This window comes from Streptomyces sp. NPDC029836 (genome assembly GCF_055574495.1).
The window spans coordinates 383,985-407,453 of record NZ_JBVHZI010000006.1; the positions used below are offsets into that span (position 1 = coordinate 383,985).

General features: G+C 72.8%; 21 protein-coding genes. 14 read left to right on the top strand and 7 right to left on the bottom strand.

Going from position 1 to position 23,469, the window contains the following annotated elements; translation table 11 throughout:
- Positions 1–61 precede the first annotated feature (61 nt).
- The 5 genes from ACZ4XJ_RS20405 to ACZ4XJ_RS20425 all read left to right on the top strand — a co-directional run bounded on the left by ACZ4XJ_RS20405 (position 62) and on the right by ACZ4XJ_RS20425 (position 3,429).
- Positions 62–700, top strand: a complete 639-nt coding sequence (locus ACZ4XJ_RS20405; RefSeq protein WP_362876926.1) for an AIM24 family protein — start codon at positions 62–64, stop codon at positions 698–700.
- A complete protein-coding gene (locus ACZ4XJ_RS20410; protein ID WP_468496935.1) occupies positions 700–1,350 on the top strand; it encodes an AIM24 family protein in 651 nt (216 codons plus the stop codon). The genes ACZ4XJ_RS20405 and ACZ4XJ_RS20410 overlap by 1 nt, the downstream gene beginning before the upstream one ends.
- Before the next feature lie 11 nt (positions 1,351–1,361).
- On the top strand, positions 1,362–2,165 hold the full coding sequence (locus ACZ4XJ_RS20415; RefSeq protein ID WP_362877006.1) for an AIM24 family protein: 804 nt from the start codon (positions 1,362–1,364) through the stop codon (positions 2,163–2,165).
- 85 nt (positions 2,166–2,250) lie between these two features.
- On the top strand, positions 2,251–2,727 hold the full coding sequence (locus ACZ4XJ_RS20420) for a MarR family winged helix-turn-helix transcriptional regulator (RefSeq protein ID WP_362877007.1): 477 nt from the start codon (positions 2,251–2,253) through the stop codon (positions 2,725–2,727).
- 120 nt (positions 2,728–2,847) lie between these two features.
- A complete protein-coding gene (locus tag ACZ4XJ_RS20425; protein ID WP_468496936.1) occupies positions 2,848–3,429 on the top strand; it encodes a PepSY domain-containing protein in 582 nt (193 codons plus the stop codon).
- A gap of 114 nt (positions 3,430–3,543) precedes the next feature.
- Here ACZ4XJ_RS20425 and meaB read toward each other — a convergent pair whose 3' ends face one another.
- Both meaB and ACZ4XJ_RS20435 read right to left on the bottom strand, forming a co-directional pair.
- Complete coding sequence (meaB, locus tag ACZ4XJ_RS20430) at positions 3,544–4,506, bottom strand: methylmalonyl Co-A mutase-associated GTPase MeaB (RefSeq protein WP_362876928.1); 963 nt, start codon at positions 4,504–4,506, stop codon at positions 3,544–3,546.
- An 8-nt stretch (positions 4,507–4,514) separates the two neighbouring features.
- The gene (locus tag ACZ4XJ_RS20435) at positions 4,515–5,717 is read right to left on the bottom strand and encodes an acetyl-CoA C-acetyltransferase (RefSeq protein WP_362876929.1); all 1,203 of its coding nucleotides are present in this window, start codon (positions 5,715–5,717) and stop codon (positions 4,515–4,517) included.
- A 146-nt stretch (positions 5,718–5,863) separates the two neighbouring features.
- Between ACZ4XJ_RS20435 and mce the strand changes: the two genes are divergently transcribed.
- From mce to ACZ4XJ_RS20470, 7 genes are all read left to right on the top strand, one after another.
- Positions 5,864–6,307 (top strand): methylmalonyl-CoA epimerase, encoded by a 444-nt coding sequence (gene mce, locus ACZ4XJ_RS20440; RefSeq protein WP_319192680.1) that lies wholly within the window; start codon positions 5,864–5,866, stop codon positions 6,305–6,307.
- A 282-nt stretch (positions 6,308–6,589) separates the two neighbouring features.
- A complete protein-coding gene (gene scy, locus ACZ4XJ_RS20445; protein ID WP_468496937.1) occupies positions 6,590–11,125 on the top strand; it encodes a polarized growth protein Scy in 4,536 nt (1,511 codons plus the stop codon).
- Between the two features lie 207 nt (positions 11,126–11,332).
- Positions 11,333–12,271: a coiled-coil domain-containing protein gene (locus ACZ4XJ_RS20450; RefSeq protein WP_362876931.1), complete on the top strand. Its 939-nt coding sequence runs from the start codon at positions 11,333–11,335 to the stop codon at positions 12,269–12,271.
- Between the two features lie 111 nt (positions 12,272–12,382).
- The gene (locus ACZ4XJ_RS20455; RefSeq protein WP_362876932.1) at positions 12,383–13,387 is read left to right on the top strand and encodes an ABC transporter ATP-binding protein; all 1,005 of its coding nucleotides are present in this window, start codon (positions 12,383–12,385) and stop codon (positions 13,385–13,387) included.
- Between the two features lie 2 nt (positions 13,388–13,389).
- Positions 13,390–14,166 (top strand): ABC transporter permease, encoded by a 777-nt coding sequence (locus ACZ4XJ_RS20460; protein ID WP_468496938.1) that lies wholly within the window; start codon positions 13,390–13,392, stop codon positions 14,164–14,166.
- A gap of 218 nt (positions 14,167–14,384) precedes the next feature.
- A complete protein-coding gene (locus tag ACZ4XJ_RS20465) occupies positions 14,385–15,545 on the top strand; it encodes an ABC transporter ATP-binding protein (protein ID WP_468496939.1) in 1,161 nt (386 codons plus the stop codon).
- Complete coding sequence (locus ACZ4XJ_RS20470; RefSeq protein WP_362876934.1) at positions 15,542–16,375, top strand: ABC transporter permease; 834 nt, start codon at positions 15,542–15,544, stop codon at positions 16,373–16,375. The genes ACZ4XJ_RS20465 and ACZ4XJ_RS20470 overlap by 4 nt, the downstream gene beginning before the upstream one ends.
- A 23-nt stretch (positions 16,376–16,398) precedes the next feature.
- On the opposite strand, the gene ACZ4XJ_RS20475 is transcribed toward ACZ4XJ_RS20470, so the two are convergent.
- Positions 16,399–16,725: an ATP/GTP-binding protein gene (locus ACZ4XJ_RS20475; RefSeq protein WP_468496940.1), complete on the bottom strand. Its 327-nt coding sequence runs from the start codon at positions 16,723–16,725 to the stop codon at positions 16,399–16,401.
- 245 nt (positions 16,726–16,970) lie between these two features.
- On the opposite strand from ACZ4XJ_RS20475, the gene ACZ4XJ_RS20480 reads away from it, so the two are divergent.
- The gene (locus tag ACZ4XJ_RS20480; protein ID WP_468496941.1) at positions 16,971–18,014 is read left to right on the top strand and encodes an LLM class flavin-dependent oxidoreductase; all 1,044 of its coding nucleotides are present in this window, start codon (positions 16,971–16,973) and stop codon (positions 18,012–18,014) included.
- A gap of 84 nt (positions 18,015–18,098) precedes the next feature.
- Here ACZ4XJ_RS20480 and ACZ4XJ_RS20485 read toward each other — a convergent pair whose 3' ends face one another.
- On the bottom strand, positions 18,099–18,491 hold the full coding sequence (locus tag ACZ4XJ_RS20485) for an SCO5389 family protein (RefSeq protein WP_281209691.1): 393 nt from the start codon (positions 18,489–18,491) through the stop codon (positions 18,099–18,101).
- Positions 18,492–18,710: 219 nt separating this feature from the next.
- Between ACZ4XJ_RS20485 and nucS the strand changes: the two genes are divergently transcribed.
- Positions 18,711–19,382, top strand: coding sequence for an endonuclease NucS (gene nucS / locus ACZ4XJ_RS20490; RefSeq protein ID WP_362876937.1), 672 nt, complete (start codon positions 18,711–18,713; stop codon positions 19,380–19,382).
- A gap of 131 nt (positions 19,383–19,513) precedes the next feature.
- On the opposite strand, the gene ACZ4XJ_RS20495 is transcribed toward nucS, so the two are convergent.
- From ACZ4XJ_RS20495 to ACZ4XJ_RS20505, 3 genes are all read right to left on the bottom strand, one after another.
- On the bottom strand, positions 19,514–22,222 hold the full coding sequence (locus tag ACZ4XJ_RS20495; protein ID WP_468496942.1) for an ATP-binding protein: 2,709 nt from the start codon (positions 22,220–22,222) through the stop codon (positions 19,514–19,516).
- Between the two features lie 188 nt (positions 22,223–22,410).
- Positions 22,411–23,052: a LysE family translocator gene (locus ACZ4XJ_RS20500; RefSeq protein WP_468496943.1), complete on the bottom strand. Its 642-nt coding sequence runs from the start codon at positions 23,050–23,052 to the stop codon at positions 22,411–22,413.
- An 85-nt stretch (positions 23,053–23,137) separates the two neighbouring features.
- Positions 23,138–23,461: an STAS domain-containing protein gene (locus tag ACZ4XJ_RS20505; protein ID WP_362876940.1), complete on the bottom strand. Its 324-nt coding sequence runs from the start codon at positions 23,459–23,461 to the stop codon at positions 23,138–23,140.
- Between the last annotated feature and the right edge of the window lie 8 nt (positions 23,462–23,469).

A 23,469-nucleotide genomic window follows, 5' to 3' on the forward strand; every position in this document is an offset into this window, starting at 1 on the left:
GTGGCGCATATCGGCCACCGGGCCCTGTTCCGCCCCGCCCGCTGCGGATACCTTCTTTTGCGTGGCTCAGTTCCGACTCCAAGGCAGCAAGGTGCTCGCCGTCGACCTGACCGGTGACGCCGTGAAAGCGAAGAACGGCGCCATGGTCGCGTACGACGGCCAGATGGCCTTCAAGAAGATGACCGGCGGTGGCGAAGGCCTCCGCGGCATGGTGACCCGCCGGTTGACCGGCGAACAGATGACGGTGATGGAGGTGCAGGGACACGGCACCTGCTTCTTCGCCGACCGCGCGAGCGAGATCAACCTCGTCGAGCTGCGCGGCGAGAAGCTCTGGGTGGAGTCCAGCAACCTGCTGTGCGCCGACGCCGGCCTGCGCACCGGTACGTCCTTCACCGGCCTGCGGGGCGCCTCGACGGGCAACGGGCTCTTCACCACGACCGTCGAGGGCTCCGGCCGGGCGGCGATCACGTCCGACGGCCCGGCGGTGGTGCTGCGCGTCAGCGCCCAGTACCCGCTCTCGGTGGACCCGGGCGCGTACGTGGCGCACACCGGCGACCTCCGGCAGTCCTTCCAGTCCGGGGTGAACTTCCGCACCCTGATCGGCGAGGGCTCGGGCGAGGCGTTCCAGATCCGCTTCGAGGGCGAGGGCCTGGTCTACGTGCAGCCCAGCGAGCGCAACACGGTCGGGGGCGACGTCTGATGCCGTTCCGCGAGATCAACTCGAAGATGGTCGAGGCCCAGGTGGTCCCGGGCCGGAAGATGTACAGCCAGCGCGGCGCGATGCTCGCCTACCGCGGCGAGGTCTCCTTCACGCCCAGCCTGACCGGCGGTCAGGGCGGCGTGATGGGCATGATCGGACGCCGGGTGGCGAACGAGCAGACCCCGCTGATGGAGGTGGAGGGCAGCGGCACCGTGATGTTCGGCCACGGCGGCCACCACATCCAGGTGATCAACCTGTCCGGCGAGACGCTGTACGTGGAGGCCGACCGCCTCCTGGCCTTCGACGGCACGCTCCAGCAGAGCACCATGTTCATGGGCTCGCAGGGCGGCGTCATGGGCATGGTGCGCGGCCAGGTCAGCGGCCAGGGCCTGTTCACCACCACCCTCAAGGGCCACGGCGCGGTCGCCGTGATGGCCCACGGCGGGGTCATCGAACTCCCCATCACCCCCAACCGCCCGATCCACGTCGACCCGCAGGCGTACGTCGCCCACCACGGGGACGTCAGGAACAAGCTCTCCGCCGCGCTGGGCTGGCGCGACATGGTGGGGCGCGGCTCGGGCGAGGCGTTCCAGTTGGAGCTGTCCGGCCAGGGCGCGGTGTACGTACAGGCCTCGGAGGAGAAGCTGTGAACTTTGGTCCCGTGACCGGTGGGCCGGGCGGGCCCACCGTCTTCGACCCGTACACCCTGCCCTCCGACGACAACGTGAACCCGTACACCTTCTGCGTGGAGCTCAAGGGGAGCCAGTGGTTCCTGCAGAAGGGCAAGATGATCTCGTACTACGGGAGCATCGAGTTCAACGGCATCGGCCACGGTCGCTTCGACCGGCTGCTGCGCACCAGCTTCCACTCGCCGCTGCACGCGAGCGACTGGGTGGTGGCCGAGGGGCAGGGCAAGATGCTGCTCGCCGACCGGGCCTTCGACGTGAACTCGTTCGACCTGGAGAACGGCAACCTGACGATCCGCTCGGGGAACCTGCTGGCCTACCAGCCCACCCTCGCGCTGAAGCAGTCGATCGTCCCGGGTTTCCTGACGCTGATCGGAACCGGGAAGTTCGTGGCGGCGTCCAACGGACCGGTGGTGTTCATGGAGCCGCCGCTGCGTGTGGACCCGCAGGCACTGGTGGGCTGGGCCGACTGCCCCTCCCCGTGCCACCACTACGACCACGGCTACATGTCGGGCGTGATGGGCGGGCTCCGCTCGCTGACGGGCATCGGAGGCGCGTCGGGCGAGGAGCACCAGTTCGAGTTCGTGGGAGCCGGAACGGTGCTGTTGCAGTCCTCGGAGATGCTGATGGCGGAGCAGGCGGTCGGCACGGTCGGCGCCGGCGCGCACGCCGGCGACGCGCGGGGCGTGCCGGGCGCGGGCCAGGCTCCGCCGGGTTCCGTGGGCGTGCCGCGCATGCCGGGACAGCTGGGTGATCTGCAACGGCGCTTCGGACTGTGATCTTCCGCCGATCTCCGGGCAGCCGCAGATCCTCCCATTTTTGTACGTAATTCAACTTCTTAGGTAGAGTTCATTCATGGAGACCATGGAGACCGATACGGCCACCCGCTGGCTTACCGATGCCGAACAGTGCGCCTGGCGCACCCACCTGGACGTCAGCCGACTACTGATGCACCAGCTGGAAAAGGATCTCCAGCCCTTCGGACTCACCAACAACGACTACGAGATCCTCGTGAACCTCTCGGAGTCGGAGAACCACCGGCTACGGATGAGCGACCTCGCCACCGCGACCCTCCAGTCCAAGAGCCGGCTCTCGCACCAGATCACCCGAATGGAGGCGGCCGGGCTGGTCCGCCGGGAGAACTGCGAGTCGGACCGCCGGGGCCTGTACGCGGTGCTGACGGACGAGGGCATGGAGACCATGCGCAAGGTGGCCCCGCACCACGTGGCGTCCGTGCGGGAGCACTTCATCGACCTGCTCACCCCGGCGAACCTGGCGGCCCTGCGCGAGTCCCTGGGACCGGTGGCGGAACACCTGCGGAGCAACCGCGGCAAGATCTGAGCCGCGGCCGCTCCGACGCGCCGTCCTCGACGGGCGGCCGGACAATGAGCGGTAATCGCTCACAGCCGGCCGTCCGCCGCGTGACCCCGGGCGCCAGGCCGGCCCGAGGAGGTCCAGCCCATGAAGCGCAATCTGTACGTTTCCGCCGCCGTGTCCGTCGTCCTGCTGGCCGGAGGTACGGCGGTGGCCGCCGCCGCGACCGTCGCCGACACGGCGAGAACCGCTCCCGCCTCCGCCGTCGCGCGGGTCGACGTGGACGCGGGCGGAGCGGCGGCGGCAGCCCTCAAGCACTTCCCCGGTGTCGTCGAGTCCCTCGACCAGGACGGCGCCATCTGGCACGTCAACGTGATCGGCAAGGACGGCGTCACCAACTCCGAGCTGGAGGTCTCCACGACCGGCGCGGTGACGGAACGCAACAAGGACCGCGACGACAACGCGGCGGAGAACGCCCGCCTGGTCGGCGCGAAGATCACCGCCGCCGCGGCGATGAAGGCGGCCCTGGCCGCGCACCCGGGCACGGTCGTGTCCGTCGACTGGGACGACGATGACGAGAACGGCGCCGCCCCACACTGGAACATCGAGGTCAAGGCCGCCGACGGCAAGACGTCGAACTACGACGTGAGCGCCACGGACGGCAAGGTCACGGTGTCCTCGGACGACGGTGACGACGACGGCAGCGACAACGACAACGACAACAACTGACGGCCGTCGACGGCCGCACCCGAGGCCGTAGGGCCCGTACGACCGTCCGACCCGTACGCGAACGGCGGGGCGGGTCGGAGCGCCACGCGCGCCCCGACCCGCCCCGACCGGCGTTCAGCCCTCCGTCAGGCTGTCCAGCAGCGCGTCGGCGGCCGCGTACGGGTCCAGCTCGCCCTCCGCGACCCGGCGCGCGAGCGCGTCGAGCCGGGCGTCGCCGTGCAGGTCGGCGAGCCGGGCGCGGAGCGCGGTGATCGCGATCGTCTCGACCTCACGGGCGGCGCGGGCGGCCCGACGCTCGGCCAGCACCCCGCGCTCGTCCATCCACGCCCGGTGCTTCTCCAGCGCCTCGACCAGCTCGTCGATGCCCTGGCCGCGGGCCGCGACCGTCTTGACGATCGGCGGCCGCCAGTCGTCCCGGCCGCGGGCCTCGCCCAGGCCCAGCATGTGGTTGAGCTCCCGGGCCGTCGCGTCCGCGCCGTCCCGATCGGCCTTGTTCACCACGTACACGTCGCCGATCTCCAGGATCCCGGCCTTCGCGGCCTGGATCCCGTCGCCCATCCCGGGCGCCAGCAGCACCACCGAGGTGTCGGCCTGCGAGGCGATCTCCACCTCCGACTGCCCGACCCCGACCGTCTCGACCAGGATCACCTCGCAGCCGGCCGCGTCGAGCACCCGGATCGCCTGCGGGGCGGCCCAGGCCAGGCCGCCCAGGTGGCCCCGGGTGGCCATGGAGCGGATGTACACGCCGGGGTCGGAGGCGTGGTCCGACATCCTGACCCGGTCGCCGAGGAGCGCCCCGCCCGAGAAGGGCGAGGACGGGTCCACGGCGAGCACCCCGACCCGCTTGCCGGCCTTGCGGTAGGCCGACACGAGGGCCGAGGTCGACGTCGACTTGCCGACGCCGGGCGAACCGGTCAGGCCGACCACGTACGCTCCGCCGGTCAGCGGGGCCAGGGCGGCCATCACCTCGCGCAGGTGCGGCGACGCCCCCTCGACCAGTGAGATCAGCCGGGCCACCGCCCGCGGCCGGCCCTCGCGGGCCTGCGCGACCAGCGTGGGGACGTCCACCGTCGTCATACGGGCACCTACGCCTTCGGAACGCGGATCACGAGGGCGTCGCCCTGGCCGCCGCCACCGCACAGCGCGGCCGCGCCGACGCCGCCGCCGCGGCGCTTGAGCTCCAGGGCCAGGTGCAGCACGACGCGGGCGCCGGACATGCCGATCGGGTGGCCCAGGGCAATGGCGCCGCCGTTGACGTTCACCTTTTCCGGGGTCACGCCGAGGTCCTTCATCGACTGCACGGCGACCGCCGCGAAGGCCTCGTTGATCTCGATGAGGTCCAGGTCGGCGACCTCCAGGCCCTCCTTCTTCAGGGCGTGCGCGATCGCGTTCGAGGGCTGCGACTGGAGCGAGTTGTCCGGCCCGGCCACGTTGCCGTGGGCACCGATCTCGGCGATCCACTCCAGGCCGAGCTCCTCCGCCTTCGCCTTGCTCATCACGACCACGGCGGCGGCGCCGTCGCTGATCTGCGAGGAGGTGCCGGCGGTGATGGTGCCGTCCTTCGCGAAGGCCGGGCGCAGCTTGCCGAGGGACTCCGCCGTGGTCTCGGGGCGGATGCCCTCGTCGGAGGAGAACAGCACCGGGTCGCCCTTGCGCTGCGGGATCTCGACCGGGGTGATCTCGGCCTCGAAGATCCCGTTCTTCTGCGCGGCGGCGGCCCGCTGGTGCGAGGAGGCGGCGAACTCGTCCTGCGGGGCCCGCTCGATGCCCAGGCGGGTGTTGTGCTTCTCGGTGGACTCGCCCATCGCGATGTTCTCGAAGGCGTCGGTGAGGCCGTCGTAGGCCATCGCGTCGAGCATCTCGATGGCGCCGTACTTGAAGCCCTCGCGGGACTTCGGCAGCAGGTGCGGGGCGTTGGTCATCGACTCCTGGCCGCCGGCGACCACGACGTCGAACTCACCGGCGCGGATGAGCTGGTCGGCGAGCGCGATGGCGTCGAGGCCCGAGAGGCAGACCTTGTTGATGGTGAGCGCCGGGACGTTCATCGGAATGCCCGCCTTGACGGCGGCCTGGCGGGCGGGGATCTGGCCCGCGCCGGCCTGGAGCACCTGGCCCATGATCACGTACTGGACCTGGTCGCCGGAGATCCCGGCCCGCTCCAGCGCGGACTTGATGGCGAAACCGCCGAGGTCGGCTCCCGAGAAGGACTTCAGCGAGCCGAGCAGGCGCCCCATGGGCGTGCGGGCCCCGGCGACGATCACGGAAGTGGTGCTGTTCGATCCGGACATGAGGCGGATCCCCTTTCAACAAGGGAAGCTGAGGAGTGAACGAGGGTTTACCTGAATGTACTGAGCGGTACCCGCGCAGTCACCGGGCAGCAGGTGTGATCGCTGGCACGTTGCGTGACCACCCTCCTCGGCGGTGAAGTGTTCCCATGCTGACAAGAATCGACCACATCGGGATCGCCTGCTTCGACCTGGACAAGACCGTCGAGTTCTACCGTGCCACGTACGGCTTCGAGGTGTTCCACTCCGAGGTGAACGAGGAACAGGGCGTCCGCGAGGCCATGCTCAAGATCAACGAGACCTCCGACGGCGGCGCCTCGTACCTCCAGCTGCTGGAGCCGACCCGCGAGGACTCGGCCGTCGGCAAGTGGCTCGCCAAGAACGGCGAGGGCGTCCACCACATCGCCTTCGGCACCGCCGACGTCGACGGCGACGCCGAGGCCATCCGCGGCAAGGGCGTCCGCGTCCTGTACGACGAGCCCCGCATCGGCTCCATGGGCTCCCGGATCACCTTCCTGCACCCGAAGGACTGTCACGGGGTCCTGACCGAACTCGTCACCTCCAAGCCCGAGGACCCGACCGCCTCCCACTGACCCCACGAGCCCGGACGAACGCCGCGAACCTCGCATTCGGCTCCGCCCGCGGGAATCCTCCCGGGGCCCGGACGCGAGCACCTCATGGAGAGCGCACTGATGTCCCGATTCCCCGGCCGGTAGAGTGGCCATGGCTCGGCCGGGGTTCGGTGCGGAGACGAGGTCGGGGCCTGTGACCCCTGCCCCGGTATCTGACACCATTCCCCCGGGGGCGTCGTTCAGCGGGCGAGCGATGCTCATTTGGGAATGAGCTTGCGACCAGGGGACGGATGGGACCGCGCTGTGCGGGGCTACGAAAGCCAGGAGAGCCACCAGGCCGAGGCCGACCACCTCTCGCGCTTCGAGGCCGAGATGGAGCGGCTGAAGAAGGAGCGCGGGAAGGCCGTCCAGCACGCGGAAGACCTGGGCTACCAGGTCGAGGTGCTGCGCGCCAAGCTCCATGAGGTACGCCGCAATCTCGCGTCCCGCCCTGCCTACGACGGCGCGGACATGGGTTACCAGGCGGAGCAGTTGCTCCGCAATGCCCAGATCCAGGCCGACCAGATGCGCTCCGACGCCGAGCGCGAGCTCCGCGACGCCCGGGCGCAGACCCAGCGCATCCTCCAGGAGCACGCCGAGCACCAGGCGCGCCTGCAGGCCGAGCTGCACTCCGAGGCCGTCAACCGCCGCCAACGGCTGGACCAGGAACTCAACGAGCGCCGCCAGACCGTCGAGGCGCACGTCAACGAGAACGTCGCCTGGGCCGAGCAGCTGCGCGCCCGTACGGAGTCCCAGGCCCGCCGGCTCATGGACGAGTCCCGCGCCGAGGCCGAGCAGGCGCTGAACGCCGCCCGTGCCGAGGCCGCCCGGACCGTCGAGGAGGCCCGCCGCCGGCTCGCCGCCGACACCGAGACCGCCCGCGGCGAGGCCGAGTCCACGCTGCTGCGCGCCCGCAAGGAGGCCGAGCGGCTGCTGGCCGCCGCCTCCGCCCAGGCCCAGGAGGCCACCGAACACGCGGAGCGGCTGCGGAGCACCACCACCGCCGAGGCCGAGCAGACCCGCCAGCAGACCATGGACCTCGGCCGGGTGGCCGAGGCCCGGGTGCAGGAGGCCGACGGGGCGCTGCGCGCGGCCCGCTCGGAGGCCGAGACCCTCCTGTCGGACGCCAAGGAGAGCGCCGCCCGGCAGCTCGCCTCGGTGGAGTCCGTCAACGAGCAGCGCACCCGGACCGCCAAGGAGCAGGTCGCCCGGCTGGTCGGCGAGGCCACCAAGGAGGCCGAGGCCCTCAAGGCGGAGGCCGAGCAGGCGCTGGCCGACGTCCGCGCCGAGGCGGAGCGGCTGCGCACCGAGGCGGGCGAGCAGGCCCGGACGGCCGCCGCCGAGGACACCGCGGCGCAGCTGGCGAAGGCCGCGCGCACCGCGGAGGACGTACTGAACAAGGCCTCGGAGGACGCCCGGGCCACCACCCGCGCCGCGTCCGAGGAGGCCGAGCGGATCCGCCGCGAGGCGGAGGCCGAGGCGGACCGGCTGCGCCTTCAGGCGGCGACCACGGCCGATGAGCTCAAGGGCGCCGCGAAGGACGACACCGAGGAGTACCGGGCCCGTACGGTCGAACTCCAGGAGGAGGCCCGGCGGCTGCGCGGCGAGGCCGAACAGCTGCGCGCGGAGGCCGTCGCCGAGGGCGAGCGGATCCGCGGCGAGGCCCGCCGCGAGGCCGTCCAGCAGATCGAGGAGGCGGCCCGCACCGCCGAGGAGCTCCTCGGCAAGGCCAAGGCCGACGCGGACGAACTGCGCGGCGGGGCCACCGCCGAGAGCGAGCGGGTCCGCGCGGAGGCCGTGGAACGCGCCGGCACGCTGCGCCGGCAGGCCGAGGAGACCCTGGAGCGCACCCGCGCCGAGGCCGAGCGGCTGCGCGCCGAGGCCGAGGAGCAGGCACAGGCCGTGGCCGCCGAGGCGGACGCGGCGGCCCGCGCCCGGCGCGAGGAGACCGAGCAGGCCCTCGCCGCGAAGCGCGAGGAGGCCGACGCGGAGCTCGTGCGGCTCCACACGGACGCCGAGTCCCGCCTGACGACGGCCGAGCAGACGCTGCGCGACGCCCGCGCGGCGGCGGAGGCCGTCCGCAAGGAGACCACCGAGGAGAACGACCGGCTGCGCGCCGAGTCGGCGGAGCGGATCCGTACCCTCCAGGCCCAGTCCCAGGCGGAGGCCGACCAGCTGCGCACCGACGCGGCGGACGACGCCGGGCGGATCCGCGCGGAGGCCGAGCAGGTCTCCGTACGGCTGCGCGGCGAGGCCGAGGTCGAGGCGGAGCGGCTGCGCACCGAGGCGCAGGAGACCGCGGACCGGCTGCGCGCCGAGGCCAAGGCGGCCGCCGAGCGGGTCGCGGCGGAGGCCGCCGAGGCCCTGTCGGCCGCCCAGGAGGAGGCCGCCCGGCGGCGCCGGGAGGCCGAGGAGACCCTGTCGGCGGCCCGGACGGACGCCGGCAACGAGCGGGCGCAGGCCCGCGAGCAGAGCGAGGAACTCCTCGCGCAGGCCCGCAAGCGCTCCGAGGAGGCCACGGCCGAGGCGGTCTGGCTGACCGAGGAGGCCGAGCGGCGCGCGTCCGAGGTGGTCGCGGCGGCCGAGGCCACCGCCCAGCAGGTGCGCGACGCCGTGGCCGGGCTGCACGAGCAGGCCGAGGAGGAGATCGCCGGGTTGCGCAGCGCCGCCGAGCACGCGGCGGAGCGTACGCGCACCGAGGCGGAGGAGGAGTCGGACCGGGTCCGCGCCGACGCCCGCGCCGAGCGCGAGCGCGCGGCCGAGGACGCGGCCCGCGTCCGCGACCAGGCCCGGATCGAGACGGACGCGGCGAAGGCGCTGGCGGAACGCACCGTCGGCGACGCGATCGCCGAGTCCGAGCAACTGCGCGCCGACACCGCGGAGTACGCGCAGCGGGTGCGCACCGAGGCGACGGACGCCCTGGCGGCGTCGGAGCGCGACGCGGCGCGGACCCGGGCGGACGCCCGGGACGACGCGAACCGGATCCGCGGCGAGGCCGCGGAGGCCCTGGAGACCTCGCGCACCGAGGGCGGCCTGATCGTCGCCGCGGCGACGTCGGAGGCCGAGCGGATCACCGCGGAGACCCTGGCCGCGAACGCCCTCACCGTCGGCGAGGCCGCGGCGGAGGCGGAGCGGCTGACCGCGGAGGCGGTGGCCGCGGCGGACGCGACCCGCGCCGAGGCGGCGAACACCCTGGACGAGGCCCGTACGGAGGCCGGCCGGCTGCGTACGGAGGCCGCAGAGCAGGCGGACCGACTGGTCACGGGGGCGGCGGCCGAGGCCGAGCGCCTCACGGCGGAGACCCGGGCGGCCGGCGAGGCGACCGTCCGCGAGGCCACCGCGAAGGCGGAGCGGCTCACCGCGCAGGCGGCGCAGGCGCTGGCCGCGGCCGAGCGGGACTCGACGCGGATCCTGGTCGACGCGCGCACCGAGGGCGACCGGCTGGTCGAGGAGACCCGGGCGGCGAACGAGGCGACCGTCGGCGTGGCCGCGGCGGAGGCGGAGCGGCTGCTCGCCGAGGCGGCGAACACCCTGGACGAGGCTCGTAGCGAGGGCGGCCGGATCATCGGCGAGGCCACGGCGGAGGCCGACCGCGTCACGGTCGCGGCGAACGAGACCCTGGCCGCGGCCGAGCGGGACGCCGAGCAGACGCTCGACGAGGCCCGTACGGAGGCCGGCCGGCTGCGTACGGAGGCCGCCGAGCAGGCGGACCGGCTCATCACCGAGGCCGTCTCGGAGTCGGAGAAGCTCACCGAGCAGACCCGCAAGGACAGCGAGCGCACGATCGGGGAAGCCCGCGACGAGGCCGAGCGGTTGCGCGCGGAGGCGGCGGAGTCGCTGTCCTCGGCGCAGGAGCACGCGACCCGTACCCGGTCGGAGGCCGAGCGGGTCAAGGCGGAGGCGGCGTCCGAGGCGGAGCGCATCCGCACGCGGGCCCGTCAGGAGTCCGAGCGGTTGCTGGACGAGGCCCGGGAGGCCGCCAACAAGCGGCGCAGCGAGGCCGCGGAGCAGGTCGACCGGCTCATCACGGAGGCCTCGGCGGAGGCGGACAAGCTCACCGCCGACGCGGGCCGGCAGGCCCTGGCCGCCACCACGGCGGCCGAGGAGCAGGCCGACGCGATGGTCGACGCGGCGCGCAAGGAGGCCGAGCGGATCACGGCGGAGGCGACCGTCGAGGGCAACTCCACGGTGGAGAAGGCCCGTACGGACGCCAACGAGCTGCTGGTCGGCGCGCGCACGGACGCGGCCGCCATAAGGGAGCGGGCGGAGGAGCTGCGTTCCCGGGTCGAGTCCGAGGTCGAGGAACTGCACGAGCGGGCCCGTCGGGAGTCGGCGGAGCAGATGAAGTCCGCGGGCGAGCGCGTGGACAAGCTGGTGCGGGCGGCCACCGAGCAGAGCGTCGAGGCCGAGACGAAGGCCAAGGCCCTGGTGTCGGACGCGAGCAGCGAGGCCGGGAAGGTCCGGATCGCGGCGGTGCGCAAGGCCGAGGCGTTGCTCAAGGAGGCCGAGACGAAGAAGGCCGAGCTGGTGCGGACCGCCGAGGCGGCGCTGGCGGAGGCCCGCGCCGAGGCGGAGCGGCTGGTCGACGAGGGCCGGCGGGAGTTGGAGGTCCTGGTGCGCAGGCGCGAGGACATTCAGGCGGAGATCTCCCGTGTCCAGGACGTTCTTGAGGCGTTGGAATCATTCGAGGCACCTTCGGGTGGCGGAAAGCCCCTGTTGGGCGGCCAGGGCGCGGGGGGCGTGAAGGCCGGCGCGACGGCGGGTTCCACTCGTTCGGGTGGCAAGGCATCAGAGGGGTAGTTGCCACTCATGATGTGTGCTGCCGATGTGTGCTCCTGATGAAGGTTCAGGCGGACGAGTGACCAGCAATCTGTCGCCTTGCCACTCAAAAGGGGTGTCATTGTCCAGGGCAAACCCGGATTGACTCGATGACACGCCGCCCTGGCGCCTAGGATTCCCCTTAACACCTCACGTAGCACCTCATCGGTCTCATTCGACAGGAACCCCATGAGCGACTCTCACTCCCCCTTCGGCTTCGAGCTCGTGCGGCGTGGTTACGACCGCGGTCAGGTGGACGACCGCATTACCAAGCTGGTCTCCGACCGCGACAGCGCCCTAGGACGAATCAACTCTCTGGAAAAGCGGATCGAGGAGCTGCACCTCGAAACGCAGAACGCCCAGGCCCAGGTGAGCGACGCCGAGCCGTCGTACGCCGGTCTCGGTGCCCGGGTCGAGAAGATCCTGCGGCTGGCCGAGGAGGAGGCGAAGGACCTGCGCGAGGAGGCCCGTCGCGCGGCCGAGCAGCACCGGGAGCTGGCCGAGTCGGCGGCCCAGCAGGTGCGCAACGACGCCGAGTCGTTCGCGTCGGACCGCAAGACGAAGGCGGAGGACGAGGGCGTCCGCATCGTCGAGAAGGCCAAGGGTGACGCGTCCACCCTGCGTGCGGAGGCGCAGAAGGACGCGGCCTCCAAGCGCGAGGAGGCCGACGCGCTGTTCGAGGAGACCCGCGCCAAGGCCGCCCAGGCCGCCGCGGACTTCGAGACCAACCTGGCCAAGCGCCGCGAGCAGTCGGAGCGCGACCTGGCCTCGCGCCAGCAGAAGGCCGAGAAGCGCCTGGCGGAGATCGAGCACCGCGCCGAGCAGCTCCGCCTGGAGGCCGAGAAGCTCCGTACGGACGCCGAGCGTCGCGCCCGTCAGACCGTGGAGACCGCGCAGCGCCAGGCCGAGGACATCGTGGCCGACGCCAACGCCAAGGCCGACCGGATCCGCAGCGAGTCCGAGCGCGAGCTGGCGGCGCTCACCAACCGTCGCGACTCCATCAACGCGCAGCTGACCAACGTCCGCGAGATGCTGGCGACGCTGACGGGTGCGGCCGTCGCGGCCGCGGGTTCCCCGATCGACGACGAGCCGGTGACCCGTGGTGTTCCGGCTCAGCAGAGCCGCTAGGGCTTACTCCCGAAGGCAGTTGCCGCACGCCGGTGGCGAAACAGTGGTTCGTGGGCCGTATGTCACCCGTTTGAGGTGGCGTACGGCCCTTCGGCGTTCTAGCGTGTCGGCATGATCGAGCTTGAGGGCCTTACCAAACGATTCGGCGCGAAGACCGCCGTGGACCACCTCAGCTTCCAGGTCAAACCGGGGGTGGTCACCGGCTTCCTCGGCCCCAACGGGGCCGGGAAGTCCACGACCATGCGCATGATGCTCGACCTCGACAACCCCACCAGTGGGACGGTCAGGATCGACGGCAAGCACTACCGGGACCTGCCGGAGCCTTTGAAGTACATCGGAGCGCTGCTCGACGCGAAAGCCATGAACGGCGCGCGCAGTGCGTACAACAACCTTCTCTGCCTCGCCCAGTCGAACCGGATCCCCGAGAGCCGGGTGTCCGAGGTACTGGACCTGGTCGGGTTGACGGCCGTGGCCAAGAAGAAGTCGAAAGGATTTTCGCTCGGGATGGGGCAGCGGCTGGGAATCGCCGCCGCGCTACTCGGGGATCCGGAGATCCTCATGTTCGACGAACCCGTCAATGGTCTGGACCCGGAGGGAATTCTCTGGATCCGCAATCTCATGAAGGGCCTGGCCTCGGAAGGAAGGACGATCTTCGTCTCCTCCCACTTGATGAGCGAAATGGCTCTGACCGCGGACCATTTGGTGGTCATCGGGCAGGGCAGGTTGCTCGCCGACCTGTCGATGGCCGATTTCATCCAGCAGAACTCGCGGAGTTTCGTACGGCTGCGCTCACCGCAGCAGGAACGACTCAAGGACGTCCTGCACCAGGCCGGGATCGCCGCGGTCAGCGTGCCGGCCACCGGCGCGCTGGAGATCGACGGCGTGGGGTCGGAGCAGCTCGGCGAGCTCGCCGCCCAACACCAGATCGTCCTGCACGAACTCAGCCCGCAACGGGCTTCACTGGAAGAAGCGTTCATGCGCATGACGGCGGACTCCGTCGAGTACCACGCCCACGCGCCGGGCGCGTCCGGCCCACCGGTGGGGTCCGCCCCGGGTCCGGTGGACGCCCCCGCCTGGGGCGCCGGCTTCGACGCGACGCGCAAGGACGGCGAGTGATCATGGCTTTCTCCGCAGTCCTCCGGTCCGAGTGGACCAAGATCCGCACCGTCGCCTCCACCACGTGGACGCTGGCTTCCGCGCTCGTCGTCACCGTCGGCATCAGCGCCGCGCTGTGCGCGCTGTTCAACTCGACCTTCGACGACATGCCGAAGGAACAGCAGGTCACCTTCGACCCCACCCTCGCGAGCTTCGCGGGCATGACCCTCGGGCAGCTCGCGATGATCGTCTTCGGTGTCCTGGTGGTCGGCAGCGAGTACAACTCGGGCATGATCCGCACCTCGCTGGCCGCCGTGCCGGGCCGGGCGAGCTTCCTGTTCGGCAAGCTCACCGTCGCGACGGCGCTCGCGCTCGTCGTGGGCCTGCTGACCAGCTTCATCTCCTTCTTCCTGGGCCAGGCCATCCTGGGCGACCGCAGCATCGGCATCGGCGAGGACAACGTCCTGCGCGCGGTGATCGGCGCCGGCCTCTACATGGCGCTGATCTCGCTGTTCTCGATGGGCGTGACGGCCATCCTGCGCAGTCAGATGCTGGCGCTCGGCATCCTGATGCCGTTCTTCTTCCTGGTCTCGACCATCCTCGGAGCCGTCGAGACGACCCGGAAGGTGGCTCAGTACTTCCCGGACCAGGCCGGCTCCAAGATCATGCAGGTGGTGCCCGGCGCGATGGACAGCGGCGAGACGCCGTACGGGCCGTGGGGCGGCCTCGGGATCATGGTGCTGTGGACGCTCGCGGCCGTTCTCGGCGGCTACCTCGTCCTGAAGAAGCGCGACGCCTGACGCGGTCGTGAGGCGTGACGCCTGCCCGGGGCGGGCAGTGCGACGCCTGACCCGGGGTGTCCGTCGTGCGACGGACACCCCGGGTACTACGGGTCATCCCGGATCCGGATCTCAGGGGCAGCTCAGGGGTTCGGTCCGGGTGGGAACCGACGTAGGCTCGATACCCTCTTAAGGGTCATACGGACGAGAGCCCTCCGGGCCTGGCAAGGGGCAGCACGATGATCGAGGCAGTCGGCCTGACCAAGCGCTTCGGCGCGAAGACCGCCGTCGAGCAGCTGTCGTTCCAGGTCAGGCCGGGTCACGTCACCGGTTTCCTGGGGCCGAACGGCTCCGGCAAATCCACCACCATGCGCATGATCCTCGGCCTGGACCGGCCCACCGCCGGTCACGTCACGATCAACGGCTCCCCCTTCCGGGACCTGCCGAACGCCCAGCGCCACGTCGGCGCCCTCCTCGACGCCAAGGCCATGCACGGCGGCCGCAAGGCCCGTACCCACCTGCTGTCGATCGCCCAGCTCTCCGGGATCCCCGAGAAGCGGGTGGACGAGGTACTGGGCGTGGTCGGCCTCCAGGACGCCGCCCGGCAGCGCACCAAGGGCTTCTCCCTCGGCATGGGCCAGCGCCTCGGCATCGCGACCGCCCTCCTCGGTGACCCGCAGGTCCTCCTCTTCGACGAGCCGGTCAACGGACTCGACCCCGAGGGCATCCTCTGGGTGCGCAACCTGATGCGTCAGCTCGCCTCCGAGGGCCGCACCGTCTTCGTCTCCTCGCACCTGATGAGCGAGATGGCACTGACCGCCGACCACCTGATCGTGATCGGCCGGGGCCGACTGCTCGCCGACATGAGCGCCCACGACTTCATCACGCACAACTCGGCCGGATTCGCACGGGTCCGTCCCGCCGCGGACCGTCCCGACGGCCGGTCCGCGCTCGGCACGGCGCTCGTCAAGGCGGGCGCCCGCGTCCTCCAGGAGACGGACGGAGCGCTGCGCGTCACCGGACTGGACCTCCCCCGCATCAGCGACGTCGCCCACGAGAGCGGGGTGCGGCTGTGGGAGCTGTCCCCGCACCGGGCCTCGTTGGAGGAGGCGTACATGCGGATGACCCAGTCCTCCCTGGAGTACACCTCCACCGAGGACCCCCGCGCCGAGCTGTGGGAGCCCGAACCGCTGAGCGTCCCCGAGTGGGAGGAGGAGGCGCCCGTCGCGGAGGTCCCGACGGAGACCGCGGCGAGCTTCTTCGCTCCCCCACCCCCCGCGGCGGGTGGACAGCCCTTCCTGATGCCCGGCAGCGCCGCCGACCTCGCCCCCGCCGTACGGCAGGGCGACCCGGCGCGGACGCCCGAGAACGCCCAGAGCACCTCCGAGGACCACAGATGACCGCCCGCCCCGCCCCGACCGCGAGCTACACCTCGCCGATGCCCACCCCGCGGCCGCACCTGGGCCACGCGCTGGCCTCGGAGTGGACCAAGCTGACCTCCGTGCGCTCCACCCTGTGGACGCTCGGCTCCCTGGTGGTCCTGGTCGTCGGCGTCGGCCTGTTGGCCATCGTCCAGACCCGGGGCGCGGACTACATGAAGACGCCCTACACGGGGCCGGCCCTCTTCGGCCTCATGGTCGGCCAGGTCGCCGTGATCGTCCTCGGCGTGCTGACGATCTGCTCCGAGTACGGCACCGGACTGATCCGCACCACCTTCACCGCGGCCCCCGAGCGGACGCGGGTGCTCACCGCCAAGTACCTCGTCTTCGGGGCCGTCTCCTTCGCCGTCATCGTGGGCTCGGTGGCGGTCGTCGGCCTGTCCGCCGCCCTGGTGCACAAGGCGTCGCCCGACGGATCCCGATGGGTCTCGGCATGGGCGGGCGCGCTGGGCGGCTGCTTCTACGTCACCCTGCTCGGGGTCCTCGCGCTGGCCGTCGGCGCGCTCGTACGGCATTCCGCGGGCGGCATCGCCGTGATGCTGGGCGTGGTGACCCTGCCGCCCGTGCTCGGCTCCATCCTGACCGCCTGGCCCTCGACGTCGGGGATCGGGGCGGCCGTCCTGCGCTACAACGCCCCGCTCGCGTTGGTCCAGTTCTTCGGGCTCCAGGACGAGGCGACGGTAGAGGGATCACCGGTCCCCGGGAACGGGGCCCAGTTGCTGCTGCTCCTCACGGTGACGGGGGCCGCGATGGCCGCCTCGTACGTCGTGGTCCGGCGCCGGGACGTCTGAGGCGCGGCCGGTCGGCCGGTCCGTCAGTATCTGGGCGCGTTGCGGGACCGTTGCACCTTCGTGGTGCGACGGTCCTTCGCGTTCCAGCAGGCCTTGTGCCAGTGCCGCCGGTCGTCCACGCCGCCGTACTCGGGCCAGGCCACCAGGTGCGGGGTGCCGGAGGGGATCTCCTGGTCGCAGCCGGGGCAGCGGTAGCGCTTGCCCGCCGCGGCCGCGCCCGCCACGTGCCGGACCTTCCACTCCTCGCCCAGGTACTCCTCGGTCCGCTCCAGCCCGAACCGGTCGAGGCCGGTGGCGGGTCGTTCGTCCGGGGTCTCGCCGCCCCTGGGGCGGTTGTGGCGCGGTGACACGTATACCTCACGGGAGGGCGGCGGGCAGTGACTTTCTCCCAGACTACGCGCAGCGAGCCGGGGTACCCGCAGGGTTGCCGGAGATGGCCGGACGGCGCCGGCGGACCGGCCCGACAATCTCAATAACTTTCCGGTGAGGCCGTGCCTTTGGCACGTGTCAGACGTTGTTGCCATCAGACGTTGATGTCATCAGCGGGTCGGTCCACCTGGGGGAGGCCGCGTCAGCCGCGAGGAGGATAAGGGCGATGCGCGTAGGAGCGTTTGTACTGGCGGCCCAGTTTCCGGGTCAGGGGCAGGGGGAGGCACTGCACCGGGCGGTGCGGACCGCCGAGGTGGCCGAGGAGGCCGGACTGGACTCGGTCTGGCTGGCCGAGCACCACTTCGTGCCGTACGGGGTCTGCCCGTCGGCGGTGACCCTCGCGGCGCTGCTGCTGGGGCGGACCCGGCGGCTGCGGGTGGGGACCGCGGTGAGCGTGCTGCCGAGCACACATCCGGTGGCCCTCGGGGAACAGGCGGCCCTGCTACACGTCACCTCGGGGGGCCGGTTCACCCTCGGGGTGGGTCGGGGCGGGCCCTGGGTGGACCTGGAGGTGTTCGGGGGCGGCCTGGAGGCGTACGAGAGCGGCTTCTGCGAGGACCTCGACCTGCTGCGGCGCTGGCTGACCGAGTCGCGCGTGGGGGCGGCCGGCGCCCGGCACTCCTTCCGCGAGGTGGCCGTCGTACCCCGCCCGGACGAGGCGCTGGACGGCGACGGGACGGGGCCGGAAGTGATCGTCGCGTGCACGTCCCCGGCGTCGGTCCGCACGGCCGCGCAGCGCGGACTGCCGATGCTGTTGGGCATGCACTGCGGTGACGAGGACAAGGCCGCGATGGTCGCCCTGTGGCGGCGGACCGCGCTGGCGGCCGGGCACCCGCCCGACGCGGTGCGGGCCGCCGGCCACGTCTCGGCGGGCGTCTGCCAGCTGGCGGACCGGACGGCGGACGCCCGCGAGACCCTGGTCAAGGCGATGCCGGGTTGGTTCCGTCAGGGGTTGGACGCGCACGTCACGGTCGACGGCCGGCGGCGCGCGATGCGCGACCCCGTCGCCTACACGGAACTGCTGTGCGCCCTGCATCCGGTCGGCACCCCGAGGGTGGCGGCGGACCGGCTCGCGGCGACCTCGGAACGCACCGGGATCACGCGCTTCGCCCTGCTCACGGAGGGCTCCGGCGACCTCGCCGCGACGGAGGAGAACGTACGGCGCCTCGGCTCCGAGGTGCTGCCGCGTCTGGACGCGGCCGGGGCCTGAGCGCCGGTGGACCGGGCCTGGGCTGCCGCTCCGGTGTCAGTCGCACCTCCCGCGACACGGAGCGGCAGCGCAGTACCGGTCCCGCTAGCAGTCCCGCATCTCCGGCGACTGGTTGAGCAGCTGGCCACGGATCGAGGTGAACCGGGCGTGCCTCTCGTCCGACGAGGAATCCAACGGGAAGACCGCCACGCGGTGGCAGTTCTGGAAGGCCAGGCGCACCCCGAAGTGCCGCTGCAGCGCACCACGTATCGCGTCACTCGCCAGCGCGCGCAGCAGTTGTCCGCGCGCCTGCTCGTCCGGCGGCGGCGTCTGGTTGTCGGCGAACTCTCCGCCCTCAACCTCCAGCTGGGCCGTCAACGAGCTGATCATCTCCCATGCGTAGGGCAGGGAGGTCCGGACGCAGTCGACGAAGGCGGCTTCGTCGACCTCGCCTCGCTCGGCCTGTTCGAGTAGGGCCGGTGAGACGTCGAGCGACATGGGTTCTCCTCTCGTGACCCCGGCCGTTGGGTTGCCGGAGCCTTACGGGCAGGGAAGGAGATCGCGACGCAGAGTGCACGTTCGACGACCTCCCGCTCACCACGGTAGGCGCCCTCCGGGTACCGCACCAGGAGAATGCGCATACAACGCGCCATCGGCGAACGGGGCTTTCAGGGGCGAATCGCGTGGAGGCGCATCCGTCGAGTAGCGTTGCCGACCATGCGTCTCGTCATTGCCCGCTGCTCCGTCGACTACGCGGGCCGGCTCACCGCCCATCTGCCCTCGGCACCCCGTCTGATCCTCGTGAAGGCCGACGGCAGTGTCTCGATCCACGCGGACGACCGGGCGTACAAACCGCTCAACTGGATGTCGCCCCCGTGCACCCTCAAGGAGGGGAGCGGCGACGACGCGGGCGTCTGGACCGTCGTCAACAAGGCGGGCGAGAAGCTCATCATCACCATGGAGGAAGTCCTCCACGACTCCTCCCACGAGCTGGGCACCGACCCCGGTCTCATCAAGGACGGCGTCGAGGCGCACCTCCAGGAGCTGCTCGCCGACCGGATCGACACGTTGGGCGAGGGCTGGACGCTGATCCGGCGCGAGTACATGACCGCGATCGGCCCCGTCGACATCCTGTGCCGGGACGCCTCCGGCGCGACGGTGGCGGTGGAGATCAAGCGCCGCGGCGAGATCGACGGCGTCGAACAGCTCACCCGCTACCTGGAGCTGCTGAACCGCGACCCACATCTGGCACCCGTCCGGGGCGTGTTCGCGGCGCAGGAGATCAAGCCGCAGGCGCGCGTGCTCGCGAACGACCGCGGCATGAACTGCGTGGTGCTCGACTACAACGCCATGCGCGGCATCGAGGACGACAAGCTCCGCCTGTTCTGACCCCCCTGATTTTGGCGCGCGGCCGTACGTCGGACGCGGCGAAGGCCCCCGGATCCGTTCCGGGGGCCTTCGCCGTGTCCGGGGCCGGGACGGCCGCCTCGCGGCGGGGACGCTCCGTCCTGGCGCGGACGCTACGTCGTGGTGGCCGTCGGGGACCGGTCGACGGCCGGGGCGCTGACGCTCGCGGGGTTCGTCGCCGGGGCGGTGGCGGTCCCCGTCGGCGTCTCGGGGACCGTCGGGGTGACGGTGGGCGTCGGGCTGCCCGGTCCGGGCTCGGGGTCCGGGCCCGGGGAGGCGGGGGGCGTCGGGGTGGGCGTCGGCTTGACCGGCGGGCGCGGGGTGGCCGGGGGCATCCCGGGGCGCTGCGGCGCGGTCGTGCGGGGCGCCGGGCCGGTGTTCGGGGCGTCGTCCCCGGCGCCGTCGGGGGCCTCCTCGGGGCCGGACGACTCCGAGGGCGGGGGCGTCGTACCCGGCTCGGGCGCGGGGTCGGTTCCGATCGTGCCCGGGACGGTCGGCGGATCCGTGGCCGCGGTGGTCGGGGTCGAGGACACCGCGGGCTTGGCCGGTGCCTGCGCCTCCCCCGAGGTCAGGGCCAGCCCGATCGCCGTGCCGAGCGCGGCCACCGTCAGCACCCCCGCGGCGGCCAGCAGCGCGGTCCTGCGCCGGGATCCCGGTTCGGCCCCCGGGGCGGGCACGGGTACGGGGACGGTGGCGGGAGCGGGCTCGGTGAGCGGCGGGAACGCGTCCCGGAAGCCGTCGGACAGGATCGCCGGGGCCGGTCCGGTGGCGGGGGCCGACCCACGGATGACGGGGATGACCTGCGTGCTCGCCTCCCCCCGGGCCGGCGCGACGGGCCGCGCGACAGCCTTCGCGGCAGCGGCCTGCGCGGCGGCGGGCAGCGCGGCAGCAGGCAGCGCGGCAGCAGGCAGTACGGCGGCGGGCAGCGCGGCAGCGGGCAGTGCGGCAGCCGTGGCGGCGGCTCCGGAGGTCAGGGCCGCGCGGGGAGCCGGCGCCGACACCGCCTTCGGCGTCGGTGCGGCGAACGGGCTCGGCTTCGGGGCCGACCCGGCCCCGGGCAGGGCGACGCCGGCCGCGACGGGCGGCGTAGCCGCCGGCGGCTCCAGTCGCAGCGGCGGCGAGGCCTGCGCCACGGCCGCCTCTCGGTCGGTGACCAGGGCCAGGGCCCGGCGTCCGGCCACCGTTCCGCGCTTGTCGGCCAGCGCCCCGCGCAGCCCGATGGAGGCCTCCAGCTCGGCTCGCGCCCGGTCGAGGCGACCCTCGCACAGCGCGAGCACGCCCAACTCGTGGTGGAAGTACGCCTGCTCGGCGACCTCTCCCGCCTTGCGGGCGGCCTCGGCGCCCGCGCGCAGCGCCCGTTCCCAGGCCTCCCAGTGCAGGGAGGCGGCGAGGGCCGGGGCGGCCGTACGGGCCAGGAGTACGGCGGCCACCACGTCGGCGCCCGCCAAGGCGGCGAGCACGGCGTCGGCCTCGGCGGCGACGCGCTCCGGGGTCACCGAGGCGTGCCCGGTCCACCATGCGTAGTGCCGGGCGGCGGTCCGCGCCTCCTCGCCGGCGCTCTCCCCGTACCCGGCCTCCTCCAGCTGTCGGGCGACGCCCTCGGCGAGCCGGTACCGGGGCCCGACCGGGGTGATCAGCCCGCAGCCGAGGAGTTCCGCCACGGCGGAGTCCGCGTGGGTGTCCCCGACCAGGGCGGGGAGGTGGGCGTGGTGCGGCAGCTCGCCGCCGAGCGCGCAGGCCATCCGCAGGGCGGCCCGGGCGGACTCGCTGACCCGGGAGGCCAACAGTTCGGCGGGGGCGGCGGCCTCGGCGAGGGTGGGCAGCGGTACGTGGGCGGGGTCGCGGGGGCGTTCCTCGAAGACGCCGGGTTCCTCGTCGTCGTCCTCGGTGGTGGCCCGGTTCAGTTCGTCGCGCTGGCGCAGCAGGGCGGCCGCCTGGACGAAGCGCAGCGGGAGCCCTTCGGAGGCGAAGCGCAGGTCCCCGGCCCAGGTGGTCTCCTCCTCCGTCAGGGCCCGTCCGGTGGCGGCCTCCAGCAGCAGGACGCAGTCGGCCTTGCCGAGCCCGCCGAGGAAGACCTCCTCCAGGTGCGAGTCGTCGGAGGGGGCCTTGGTGTCGGGGGTCGCGGCGAGCAGGTAGGCGCATTCGGGGGTGGCGCGCAGCAGTTCGTCGAGGGCGGCGCCGCCCAGTTCCAGGTCGTCGAGGAGCACGATGGCGCCGATCTCCCCGACCCGCGCGAGGAGTTCCGTACGGTCGGGCCGTTCGTCGCCGGAGTCGTGGACGGCCCCGTACAGGGCGTGCAGCAGTTCGCCGGGCTGGTGGTGGCCGTGGCCGCTGAGCCGGACGACCCCGTCCGGGGCGAGGCCCGCGCAGGCGGTGGCGACGGAGTCGAGGAGCGCGGTACGGCCCGACCCGGCGGGCCCGGTCAGGCGTACGGAGCGGCCGCGGCCCAGCAGTCGTACGAGGCGCTCCCGTTCCTCGGCGCGCTCCAGGAGCGGCCGGGCGGGCGGGAGCGGTCCCGGCAGCGCGGGCGGGCGCCCGGCGGTGTCGCGGGCGGCCCGGTCGGCGGCGTCGCGCTTCGCGGGGCGGCCCTTGGCCGTGCCGGGGCGCAGGGGCTCGATCTCGCTGCCGTCGACGGGGTTGACGGTGAGGGAGAAGGTCCCGGCGGTCAGGGTGACGACCCGCGCGGCCGGTGTGGCGGCCGGCACGACGGCCGCGCCGGTGCCGCGGCCGTCGGGGGCCTGACGGGTGGGTTCCGCGGCCGGCTCTTCGGCCGGGGCCGCCGCCCGGCCGTCCCGATCGGGCTGCCCCTGAGTACGGTCCATGACCAAGTCCCCCGATCGCGTCGCGCGCGCCGTCGCCGTCGTGTCCACGCCCGGCCTTCGCTCGCCGCTGTCGCTACTGGTCCGGTTTCCGCCCGAACCCTAGACCGTGGCCCGCCGCGCGGGAACCGCCGGGGTGCCTTCACCACCGGACCGTTATGTTTCCCGGCGGGGCCGCCGGGGCCCGTCCGTCAGTCCTTCCGGCCGGTCAGGGCCACGGTGACGCCGAGGCCGATCATGGTGAGTCCGCCGGCGCCGCCCACCAGGGAGAGCCGCCGCGGCGAGCCCGCGAACCAGCCGCGGGCGCCGGCCGCGACCAGCCCCCAGGCGCTGTCGAGGACGATCGCGATCAGGTTGAAGAGCAGACCCAGGAACAGCATCTGCGCCGTCGGGTGACCTGCGGCGCGGTCCACGAACTGGGGCAGCACGGCGGCGAAGAACACCATCGTCTTGGGGTTGGCGACGCCGACGACGAACCCCTCCCCCAGGGTTCGCAGGCCGCCGCGCGCCGGCGGTGCGCCGCCGGTGACGGCGGCGTGCAGGTCGCCGCGCCGGCGCCACGCCGTGACGCCGAGGTACACGAGGTAGCTGGCGCCGATCAGCTTGAGCGCCGTGAAGACGAGCACCGAGCGTTCGACGACGGCCCCGACGCCGAGGGCGACGGCCACGACGAGGACGCAGGAGCCCATCGTGTTGCCGAGGACCGTGGTGAGCGCGGCGCGGCGGCCCTGGGCCAGGGCCCGTCCGATGACGAAGAGCACACTGGGGCCGGGGATCACGATCAGGAGGAACGCCATGGCCGCGAAGGCCAACGCCCGGTCGGTGGACACCATGCGGCCATGAAAGCGGAGGGGGGGCGCGGGGCGCAGCCCATTATTCCTCCGTGCGGCGGACGCCCGGCCCCGTCCGCGCCCCGGGTCAGACCCGGGGCAGGGACTCCGCTTCCAGCCCGCCCTCGATCGCGAGGATGCGGTGCAGTCGGGTCGCCACGAGGAGGCGTTGCATCTGGGCGGGGACCCCGCGCAGGACGAGTCGCCGCCCGGTCCGGCCGGCCCGCCGGTGGGCTCCCATGATCACGCCGAGTCCGGTCGCGTCCCAGGAGTCGAGTCCGGTCAGGTCGAGCACGAGGTCGCCGTGCCCGTCGTCCAGGGCACTGTGCAGGACCGTACGGGCGTCCGCCGCGCTGCGCACGTCGAGGCGACCCCCGACCGCGAGTTCGGCGTGGTCGCCCCTGATGTGCATGTGTACTC

What these genes read in the sequence shown, in the direction of transcription:
- ACZ4XJ_RS20410 (WP_468496935.1), top strand. Translation starts at nt 700, where the DNA reads ATGCCGTTCCGCGAGATCAACTCGAAGATGGTCGAGGCCCAGGTGGTC.
- ACZ4XJ_RS20420 (WP_362877007.1), top strand. Translation starts at nt 2,251, where the DNA reads ATGGAGACCGATACGGCCACCCGCTGGCTTACCGATGCCGAACAGTGC.
- ACZ4XJ_RS20425 (WP_468496936.1), top strand. Translation starts at nt 2,848, where the DNA reads ATGAAGCGCAATCTGTACGTTTCCGCCGCCGTGTCCGTCGTCCTGCTG.
- meaB (WP_362876928.1), bottom strand. Translation starts at nt 4,506, where the DNA reads ATGACGACGGTGGACGTCCCCACGCTGGTCGCGCAGGCCCGCGAGGGC.
- ACZ4XJ_RS20435 (WP_362876929.1), bottom strand. Translation starts at nt 5,717, where the DNA reads ATGTCCGGATCGAACAGCACCACTTCCGTGATCGTCGCCGGGGCCCGC.
- mce (WP_319192680.1), top strand. Translation starts at nt 5,864, where the DNA reads ATGCTGACAAGAATCGACCACATCGGGATCGCCTGCTTCGACCTGGAC.
- ACZ4XJ_RS20450 (WP_362876931.1), top strand. Translation starts at nt 11,333, where the DNA reads ATGAGCGACTCTCACTCCCCCTTCGGCTTCGAGCTCGTGCGGCGTGGT.
- ACZ4XJ_RS20455 (WP_362876932.1), top strand. Translation starts at nt 12,383, where the DNA reads ATGATCGAGCTTGAGGGCCTTACCAAACGATTCGGCGCGAAGACCGCC.
- ACZ4XJ_RS20460 (WP_468496938.1), top strand. Translation starts at nt 13,390, where the DNA reads ATGGCTTTCTCCGCAGTCCTCCGGTCCGAGTGGACCAAGATCCGCACC.
- ACZ4XJ_RS20465 (WP_468496939.1), top strand. Translation starts at nt 14,385, where the DNA reads ATGATCGAGGCAGTCGGCCTGACCAAGCGCTTCGGCGCGAAGACCGCC.
- ACZ4XJ_RS20470 (WP_362876934.1), top strand. Translation starts at nt 15,542, where the DNA reads ATGACCGCCCGCCCCGCCCCGACCGCGAGCTACACCTCGCCGATGCCC.
- ACZ4XJ_RS20480 (WP_468496941.1), top strand. Translation starts at nt 16,971, where the DNA reads ATGCGCGTAGGAGCGTTTGTACTGGCGGCCCAGTTTCCGGGTCAGGGG.
- ACZ4XJ_RS20485 (WP_281209691.1), bottom strand. Translation starts at nt 18,491, where the DNA reads ATGTCGCTCGACGTCTCACCGGCCCTACTCGAACAGGCCGAGCGAGGC.
- nucS (WP_362876937.1), top strand. Translation starts at nt 18,711, where the DNA reads ATGCGTCTCGTCATTGCCCGCTGCTCCGTCGACTACGCGGGCCGGCTC.
- ACZ4XJ_RS20495 (WP_468496942.1), bottom strand. Translation starts at nt 22,222, where the DNA reads ATGGACCGTACTCAGGGGCAGCCCGATCGGGACGGCCGGGCGGCGGCC.
- ACZ4XJ_RS20500 (WP_468496943.1), bottom strand. Translation starts at nt 23,052, where the DNA reads ATGGTGTCCACCGACCGGGCGTTGGCCTTCGCGGCCATGGCGTTCCTC.
- ACZ4XJ_RS20505 (WP_362876940.1), bottom strand. Translation starts at nt 23,461, where the DNA reads ATGCACATCAGGGGCGACCACGCCGAACTCGCGGTCGGGGGTCGCCTC.